Annotated in this window: 6 protein-coding genes and 1 tRNA gene; 2 read left to right on the top strand and 5 right to left on the bottom strand. The window is 69.5% G+C overall.

Annotated features, from left to right (window positions below; all coding sequences use genetic code 11):
- Window positions 1-77, bottom strand: a tRNA-Met gene (locus JNL31_RS15850).
- 113 nt (window positions 78-190) lie between these two features.
- Here JNL31_RS15850 and JNL31_RS15855 point away from each other — a divergent pair.
- Window positions 191-976, top strand: coding sequence for a hypothetical protein (locus JNL31_RS15855; RefSeq protein WP_294975275.1), 786 nt, complete (start codon window positions 191-193; stop codon window positions 974-976).
- Here the strand turns inward: JNL31_RS15855 and JNL31_RS15860 are convergent.
- The 4 genes from JNL31_RS15860 to serB all read right to left on the bottom strand — a co-directional run bounded on the left by JNL31_RS15860 (window position 967) and on the right by serB (window position 5,716).
- The gene (locus tag JNL31_RS15860) at window positions 967-2,973 is read right to left on the bottom strand and encodes a hydantoinase/oxoprolinase family protein (RefSeq protein WP_294975277.1); all 2,007 of its coding nucleotides are present in this window, start codon (window positions 2,971-2,973) and stop codon (window positions 967-969) included. The two genes, JNL31_RS15855 and JNL31_RS15860, sit on opposite strands and share 10 nt — an antisense overlap.
- Window positions 2,974-3,046: 73 nt before the next feature.
- Window positions 3,047-4,294 carry an RNA polymerase sigma-54 factor gene (locus JNL31_RS15865; protein WP_294975280.1) on the bottom strand — a complete coding sequence of 416 codons (1,248 nt, stop codon included), beginning with the start codon at window positions 4,292-4,294 and terminating at the stop codon, window positions 3,047-3,049.
- Between the two features lie 82 nt (window positions 4,295-4,376).
- Window positions 4,377-4,844, bottom strand: a complete 468-nt coding sequence (locus JNL31_RS15870; protein ID WP_294975282.1) for a GNAT family N-acetyltransferase — start codon at window positions 4,842-4,844, stop codon at window positions 4,377-4,379.
- Window positions 4,841-5,716, bottom strand: a complete 876-nt coding sequence (gene serB, locus JNL31_RS15875; protein WP_294975285.1) for a phosphoserine phosphatase SerB — start codon at window positions 5,714-5,716, stop codon at window positions 4,841-4,843. Before serB ends, JNL31_RS15870 begins: the two co-directional genes overlap by 4 nt.
- A gap of 154 nt (window positions 5,717-5,870) precedes the next feature.
- Here serB and JNL31_RS15880 point away from each other — a divergent pair, with 154 nt between their 5' ends.
- On the top strand, window positions 5,871-7,028 hold the full coding sequence (locus JNL31_RS15880) for a phosphoserine transaminase (RefSeq protein WP_294975288.1): 1,158 nt from the start codon (window positions 5,871-5,873) through the stop codon (window positions 7,026-7,028).
- Window positions 7,029-7,196 lie beyond the last annotated feature (168 nt).

The following is a 7,196-nucleotide window of genomic DNA, read 5'->3' on the forward strand; positions in this document are numbered from 1 at the left end:
TGGTGGCGAGGGAGGGACTCGAACCCTCGACCTCGCGATTATGAGTCGCGCGCTCTAACCAGCTGAGCTACCTAGCCACTGCGGCGCGGATTAAGGGGGCCGGGGGCAGAGGTCAAGGGCGAATCGGCGCAGGCGAAGTCAGACAGCGCGCTGCTTGCGGGGGTGGTCCGATCAAGGAATGGCTGCGGTGATGCAGGACGCGGATTTCCGGACAAGACAGGTGCTGGCCGACCTGGCCCGAATTCCCGGCGCCGGGATCATCGCCGATCCCTGGACCGTGGCATTCGGCGTCGAAACCAGGCCAGCCGATCTCTGGGCCGCGCTTGCCGGGATCGTGCAGCTTGTCATGGATGCGGGATCGCCCGACCCGGCGCTGGACGATCTCTGGTTGCTGCACCGCAAGGCCGTCACCGCTGCCCCCGCCCCGATCCGCGCGGCGCTGATGAACGGGGTCGGGCATCTGCGGACCTTTGGGCTGGTCGAGCTGGCCGACGCTCCAGCCGCAAACCATCTGATCACCACGCCGCTTCGCAAGCTGGCGCCCGCATTGATCGCCATTGCCCGGCGGATGACGCGCGACGAGCGGGAACAGGTGGCCCGTGCCGACTATGGCTGCGATGTAGCGCGCCACCGCGCCGCGCTGGAGGTGCTGCTCGACGACCCGGCGGTCGCCTATCCGGAAGGCGAGTATTGGTTCCCGGCCGAAGTGGTGGAGCTTGTCTCGCACGTTCCCGGCAAGCCCGGCCATGTACCTTGCCTGGCGATTGTCCTTCTGGACGCCCTGCGCAGCGGGGACCGGCAGGGAAATGCCGAGTTTCGTCTGGAGCAGCAATTCGCGGAAATCGCGGCACTGGAGCCGCAGGTCCGTGACATGTTCTTCGCGGCCTTTCGGCACCTTTACGAAAGCGATCCCGGTTGGTCGCCCGCTGTGCCTGCCCCCTTCACCCTGCCCTGGGTGTCGCTGCGTCAGACTTGATGCGCCACCCTCGGCCTGCCGGAGGCGGTGGCCGTGACCTTTGCCTCGATGAACATCGTCCGGCCCTCGATCTCGACCTCCTTCACCTCGCGGTCGACGACCAGACGCAGGTCCACCGCCCCGGCGGCGCGGGCGCGGGTGGAGGCTTCGGCGAGCATGGCGGTTTCGACGGCGGCAAGGGCGGCCTCGGACGAGGAAAAGACCTGCAGCCCCTCGGCCAGATGCGCGACATAGCGGCCCTCTGCGGGGGAAGAGACGGTGCCGGTCGCCCGCTGGCTGACCTGGCCCGCAACCGCGCCGATGGCGTTCGCCACCCCGGCATGTTCGGGCAGGATCGTCGGGCAGTGCAGCCGTTCGCCGACCGCGCCATAGTAGGACGAGGCCGAGGCGCCGAGGCCGATCACCGGGACGCCCAGCTTGACGTCGACTTCCAGCACGCCCCTGTGCCGGGCGAGGCCCGCCTTGGTCAGTGCGTGGCGGGCGAGTGCTTCCGGCGCTTCGGCGGCAAAGCCTGCGTCCTCGCCGAAGGCTGCTTCCAGCAGACAATCGACCGTCTGTTGTGTCAGCTGGTCGACAACGGCTTGCGCAAGGACCTGCGGCCCGGTGGCGAAGCGTTCCCCCGCCCCGGTGCGCCGTTTGGCGACCAGGCGCAGGGCCTTTTCCGCCGCCGCGCCGTCCCAGCTGTCCAGCCGCCCCAGCACATGCGCGGCGTCCGAGGGCGTGACGCCGCAGATCATGACGAGCCCCCGCGCCACCAGCCGTTCCAGCGCCGCAACTTCCAGCCGCGAGGTCAGGGCAGAGGCCATCGGCATGGGCTGGGTGATCCGCTCCAGCACGGCCAGTTCGCGGGCGTTCAGGCCCCCGCGCTGCCCGGTCATCGGCAGGACGAAGCGGCCGTCCATCTCGCCCACCGCCTCGGTCGAAAGCCAGCGGTCGAGTGCTGCATGGACCATCGGGCCGTGGTCCACCGCGAGGAGCGAGACCGGCATCAGGCGGCGGGGGCCAAGGCGCAAGCCGCCCTTCAGGCCCTCCGTCACCAGATGCACCTCGCTGTCGCCGCCAAGGCCGGTGGTGCGCATCGCCACCGCCTCGACCATGGTGCGGAAGCCGCCGACGCGGGCGCCCTCGGGGTCGATCTCGGGCAGGCCGTCGCGCAGAAGCGCCACATCCGTCGTGGTGCCGCCGATGTCCGAGACCAGCGCGTCCGACGCCCCGGTCAGCCAGCGCGCGCCGACGATCGAGGCGGCGGGACCGGAGAGTATGGTCTCGATCGGGCGTTCGCGGACCATGGCGGCGGAAATCAGCGCCCCGTCGCCGCGGACGACCATCAGGGGGGCGTCGATGCCGACCTGCACCAGATGCCGTTCACAAGCCGCGACCAGCCGGTCGATCATCCCGATCAGCCGGGCGTTCAGGACGGCGGTCAGGGCGCGTTTCGGGCCGTTCAGGTTGGCCGACAATTCGTGCGAACAGGTCACGGGGCGGCCTGTCACCCGGCGGATCAGGTCGCGCGCGGCGATCTCGTGCGCGGGGTTGCGGGTGGCGAATTGCGAGGCCACGGCAAAGCCGGAAACCTCGTCGCCCAGTTCGCGCACCAGCAGTTCCAGAAGCGACAGGTCCAGTTCGGCGACTTCCGTCCCGGCATGGGTATGTCCGCCCGGCAGCTTGACGACGGGATCACCCTTCAGCGCTTCGGTCAGCCCGCTGCGACCAAGGTCGGCATCGTCGAAGCCGATGAAGACCAAGGCCACCCGCGCGCCCTGACCCTCGACCAAGGCGTTCGTCGCAAGCGTGGTGGACAGGGACACCAGCGCGACGTCCGCCGCACCCACGCCCGCCGCCGCGATCGCCGCATCCACCGCCGCGCCGATCCCGACCGCGAGGTCGTGGCGCGAGGTCAGCGCCTTGGCCTTGCCGAGGACGGTGTTCGCCGCCTCGTCCAGGATCACCGCATCGGTGTAGGTGCCCCCGGTATCGACACCCAGAAAGATCGCCATGCCCGCCCCTGAACCCGCCTCGTCTTCCGCCAGCTAGTGCAGGTTCACGCCGCTGTCAGCCCCGGAAGCGACATCAATGCCGCCGCCTGCGCCGGTGCGCGGGGGGAAGGTTGAGCATCGCGCGGTATTTCGCGACCGTGCGCCGGGCGATGGGCGCGCCGCCCTCGGCCAGCGCTGCGGCCAGCGCGTCGTCCGAAAGCGGGTGGTCGGGGTCTTCCTCGGCCACCAGTTTGGCCAGCCGGTCGCGCAAGGCGCCCGCCGCCGGGCCGCCTTCGTGGACGGCCTTGGTGAACAGCGCCCGCAGCCACCAGGTGCCGCGCGGGGTGTCGACCGACGTGCCCGCGACGACCCGGCTGATCGTGCCTTCGTGCAGCCCGACAGCGCTTGCCACTTCCGCCATAGTCATCGGCACCAATGCGCCAAGGCCCGCCTCCAGTGCGCCCGTCTGGCGGTGCAGGATGTCCTGCCCGACCGAAAGGAGCGTGGCATTCCGCCCCTCGATCATCTTGATCAGGGCCCGCGCCTCGGCCCGGCCCTTGGCCCGGCCTTCCGCGACCGAGACCGAGGGCAGGGCCGAACGGTTCAAGGACACGATCCAGCCCGCCGCCCCCTTTTCGGCGATCAGGTCGGGCTCGCGCACCGGGGCGGTGAAGGCTTCGAACCCGGCGCCCGGCTTCGGGTCATAGCTGCGCATCCGCCCGAAGGCCTGGCGCAGGTCGGCAAGCTCCAGCCCGGCCTCGCGCGCGATGCGGTCGATCTCACCCTTCGCCAGCAGGTCGAGACGGGACAGCAATGCTGTCATCGGCCGGTCCAGCTCGCCCGCCTCCTCGGCCTGCAACCGGAGGCATTCGGCCAGGTTGCGGGCGAAGAGGCCGGTCGGTTCCGCCCGCTCCTGCAATCGCCGCAGCACGCTTTCGACGGCAGGAAGTCCCACCCCCAATTGCCCGGCAATCGCCGGAAGCGCCCGGCCGATCCAGCCGGTCGGCTCCAGCGCCTCGGCAAGCGCCATGGCGATCCGGCTTTCGGTCGCATCAAGGCGCAGGGCTTCGATCATGCCCAGCACATGCGACACGAGGCTCGGCCCGCCGGCCTCCTGCTCGGGTCGTTCGGCATCCGAGGCGAAGGCCGATTTCCAGCGCGGCAGCCATTCCTGCACCTGCGGCCGGGTCAGGATGATCTGGGGGTTCTCCGCCGACTGTTCTTCCAGATAGCGGCTGAGGCCCGCCGCATCGGCGCGCAGGATGCGGATCGAGGTCGCAAGCCCGGTGGTCAGCGCCATGCGCTGCGTCTGGTGCACCGAGATGCGGGTCCTCGACTTCATCCCCGATGGTTTTCACGGACGCGGCGTCCCCGCAAGGGGCGCGACTGCCGGATGGCTGCGCGGGGCAGGGGCCTGCCGCCTGCTACAGGTCGAATCGCCGGTGGACCCGCCCGACCTTGCGGCCGTCGCCCAGGGCAAAGTCGGCGTCATGCCCGATGTCGCGAAAGCCGATCCGGGCGTAGTACGCCAGGCCCGGCACATTGTCGGCGCGGATATGCGCGATGACGTAGCCGATGCCCCTCTCGCGTAGACGGGCGCAGGTCAGCGGAAACATGCGGGATCCCGCGCCACGCGCCTGGAGCCAGGGGGCGGTGAAGCTGCCGATATGCGGATCGCCCTTCCAAAGGCCGACGGACTGCCAGGCGATGACCCGGCTGTTCTCCTCGGCCACCACCGAAGACAGGACGTCCGGCCCGTCGACATAGTCACGCAGAACCTGCGCCTGGGATTTCGGCGTCTCATGGGCCGTGGTTCCACCCAGCGCGATGACGGCGTTCAGCACCTCGGTCATGTCCGGAACGTCATCCGGCGTCGCAGGGCGGACCTTCATGCGGCGAACTCGTCGCGGGAATAGCCCTGCAGGTAGAGAAGCGCGGTCAGGTCGCCGTGGTTCACCCGTATGTCGCACTCGGCCTGCACCCGCGGCTTGGCGTGGAGCGCCACGCCCGTGCCTGCGGCCAGAAGCATCGGCAGGTCGTTCGCGCCGTCCCCCACCGCGATGGCATCGGCCGGCGTGATCCGCAGCCGCGCGGTGATCTCTTGCAGGGCCTGAAGCTTGGCCTCCTTGCCAAGGATCGGTTCGGCCACCGTGCCGGTCAGTTGACCGTCGGCGAGATGCAAGGTGTTCGCCCTGTTCTCGTCGAAACCTAGCAACCCGGCGACCGCCGAGGTGAAGGCGGTGAACCCGCCCGACACCAGCGCCGCATGGGCACCGCTCGCCTTCATCGTCGCCAGAAGCACCCGGCCCCCCGGCATCAGCGTGATCCGGTCGCGCAGGACGCGGGCGATCACCGCTTCCGGCAGGCCCTTCAACAGCCCCACCCGCTCGCGCAGCGCGCCTTCGAAGTCGAGTTCCCCGTTCATCGCCCGCGCGGTGATCCGGGCCACATGCGCACCCACCCCGGCTTCGTCGGCCAGTTCGTCGATGCATTCCTGCCGGATCATCGTCGAATCCATGTCGGCGATCAGCAGGCGCTTCTTCCGCCCCTGGGCGTTCTGCACCGCCATGTCCACCCGCAGCGCCTGCAAGCCCTCCCAGACCTGCCAGCGGTTCTCCGGCACATGGTCCAGATCGAACTCCGCCGCCACGCCGGGATCAAGCCAGCGTGCAGCGCCCCCGCCCCAGGCATTGCGCAGGGACTCCACCGTCACCCGCTCCAGCACCGGCGTCTCGGGGTTGGTCAGAAGGGTGACGACATGCATGGGGCGGGTTTCCGATAGTGAACGGCGCTGTCGCTTTTTTGCGACCAAGCGGCGGATTAGCGCGATTTTCCCGCTTGCGCCAGAGCGGGCGGGTCTTTAGCCAAGGCAGCGGGACACCCTTCCCCAACGAAGGGCTTTTAGCTGGAAGGCTACCATGACTGATCTGACCCCGCCGGCCAAGCGCCCGGCCAACCCGCGCTTCTCCTCTGGCCCCTGCGCCAAGATCCCCGGTTTCTCCCTCGACATGCTGGCTGACGCGCCCCTCGGGCGGTCGCACCGCGCTGCGGTTGGCAAGGCCAAGCTGAAAGAGGCGATCGACCTCACCCGCGACATCCTTGGCGTTCCCGCCGACTACCGGATCGGCATCGTCCCGGCCTCGGACACTGGCGCCGTCGAAATGGCCCTTTGGTCGCTTCTCGGGCAGCGCCCGGTGGAGATGCTGGCCTGGGAGAGCTTCGGCGAGGGCTGGGTCACGGATGTGGTCAAGCAGCTGAAGCTCGACGCCAGGGTCCGCATCGCGCCCTACGGGCAGATCGTGGACCTGCGCGACGTGGACTTCGACAAGGATGTCGTCTTCACCTGGAACGGCACCACCTCGGGCGTCCGCCTGCCGAACGGCGATGCGATCCCGGCGAACCGCGCTGGCCTCACGATCTGCGACGCGACTTCTGCCGCCTTCGCCATGGACCTGCCCTGGGCGAAACTCGACGTCACCACCTTCTCCTGGCAGAAGGTTCTGGGGGGCGAGGGCGCGCATGGGGTGATCATCCTGTCGCCGCGCGCGGTGGAGCGGCTGGAGAGCTACACCCCCGCCTGGCCGCTGCCGAAAATCTTCCGGCTGACCGCCAAGGGCAAGTTGATCGAAGGCATCTTCCAGGGCGAGACGATCAATACGCCCTCGATGCTCGCGAACGAGGATTACCTTGTCGCGCTGAAATGGGCGAAGTCTGTTGGCGGGCTGAAAGGCCTGATCGCCCGGGCGAATGCCAACGCGAAGGTCGTTCATGACTTTTGCGCCGCAAACCCCTGGATTGCGAACCTTGCCGAAGACCCGGTGACCGCCTCGACCACCAGCGTCTGTCTCAAGTTCACAGATCCCCGCATCACCGATGGCGAGGCTTTCGCCAAGGCCGTCGCCAAGCGGATCGAGAAGGCGGGCGCGGGCTTCGACCTCGGCGCCTATCGCGACGCGCCGCCCGGCCTGCGCATCTGGTGCGGTTCGACGGTGGAAACCGCCGATGTCCAGGCGCTGATGCCCTGGATCGCCCACGCCTTCGCGGCCGAGATCGCCGCGCTGGTGCAAGCCGCTTGAACAGGGAGTCGGGGGGGGGCCCCCCCGACGGGGGGGGGGGGTGGGGGGGGGCCCCCCCACCCCGTGGAACGGCGGGCACCCCCCCCCCCCGACCGGCCGCCCCCCCGGGGGCGCGGCCAGGGCGACACCCCCCGCCACACCCGGGGGTAGTGGGGGGGGACAACCCCC

Source organism: Tabrizicola sp. (genome assembly GCF_016792905.1).
Classification (GTDB): domain Bacteria; phylum Pseudomonadota; class Alphaproteobacteria; order Rhodobacterales; family Rhodobacteraceae; genus Tabrizicola.